Raw genomic sequence first — 1,422 nt, forward strand, 5'->3', positions numbered from 1 at the left:
CCCCCCTTATCAAGGGGGGCAGGGGGGATCGGCACCCCCCTTATCAAGGGGGGCAGGGGGGATCGGCACCCCCCTTATCAAGGGGGGCAGGGGGGATCGAACCTAAAATCCATTTTTAATTTAATTATAACCAGCTACTTAACTATTAAGATAACTGCTGTATTACCAGTCGCTTTCAACGGGGATAGTTAATTTCTGGCGAAGAACCAAAGTCACTCAACCGCAGAACCTCAAGGTTGTATAATCTTTAAGAGTTATTAAGCTTTGTATCAGTTTGCTCGGCAGCATTTAATGAATATACTTTTGGTGACATCATCTTTAGGTTTACTCCTAGCGATCGCTATCGTCGTCTATTTTGTTTCCTCTCGCAAGTACCAATCGTCGGACTCGGTGGCCAATTCCTACGACCAATGGACCGAAGACGGGATTTTAGAATATTATTGGGGCGAACACATCCATTTAGGTCACTACGGTTCCCCACCAGAAAAAAAAGACTTTCTACAGGCAAAAGCCGACTTTGTGGCGGAAATGGTCTCTTGGGGAGGTTTGGATAAACTACCCGCCGGTGTAACTCTCCTCGATGTCGGTTGTGGTATTGGTGGCAGCAGTCGCATTCTCGCGCGCGACTACGGATTTGCCGTTACCGGTATCACCATTAGCCCCAAACAAGTGGCACGGGCCAAAGAACTAACACCCCCAGATTTAAATGCTCGCTTTTTGGTCGATGATGCCATGGCCCTTTCTTTTCCCGACGAGAGTTTTGATGTAGTCTGGTCAATTGAAGCCGGTCCCCATATGCCGGACAAAGCCGTTTTTGCTCAGGAATTACTGCGAGTTCTTAAGCCGGGGGGAGTCCTAGTGGTAGCGGACTGGAATCAGCGAGATGACCGTCAAAAACCGCTCAATTTCTGGGAAAGTCCTGTAATGCGCCAACTTTTGGATCAGTGGTCCCACCCCGCTTTTGCCAGTATCGAAGGTTTTGCCGAACAGTTAGCGGCCACGGGATTGGTGGATGGGGAAGTGATGACTGCTGACTGGACAACAGCCACTCTACCCTCTTGGATTGATACCATTTGGCAAGGGGTGATTCGTCCCCAAGGTTGGTGGCAATTTGGTCTGACTGGGTTGGTTAAATCCGTCCGAGAAGTGCCGACAATTCTGCTGATGCGTTTGGCCTTTGGTACGGGTTTATGTCGTTTTGGGATGTTCCGCGCTGTTCGCGCTCAATCCCATCTGCAAGCAAGTCAGCAAGAGTCTCTCACCTCAGTTATCTAGCTGGTTATAATTAGGGTCTGCTGAAAAAGTTTGTTGGTGGGGGCAGGGTGTGGGGTGTGGGGTGTGGGGTGTAGGGTTTTACCGATTTTGAGGTAGTCAGTTACCTAATTTTCAGGGAAAAAGTACCTGAATTTTACCCCCGATCCC

At 49.3% G+C, this 1,422-nt stretch carries 1 protein-coding gene; it reads left to right on the forward strand.

Annotated elements, in window-relative coordinates:
- Positions 1–291: 291 nt before the first annotated feature.
- Positions 292–1,275 (forward strand): methyltransferase domain-containing protein, encoded by a 984-nt coding sequence (locus O9290_RS16455; protein WP_288055228.1) that lies wholly within the window; start codon positions 292–294, stop codon positions 1,273–1,275.
- Positions 1,276–1,422: the final 147 nt, after the last annotated feature.

It is taken from the genome of Microcystis sp. LE19-41.2A (genome assembly GCF_027530405.1).
Classification (GTDB): domain Bacteria; phylum Cyanobacteriota; class Cyanobacteriia; order Cyanobacteriales; family Microcystaceae; genus Microcystis; species Microcystis aeruginosa.

What these genes read in the sequence shown, in the direction of transcription:
- O9290_RS16455 (WP_288055228.1), top strand. Translation starts at nt 292, where the DNA reads ATGAATATACTTTTGGTGACATCATCTTTAGGTTTACTCCTAGCGATC.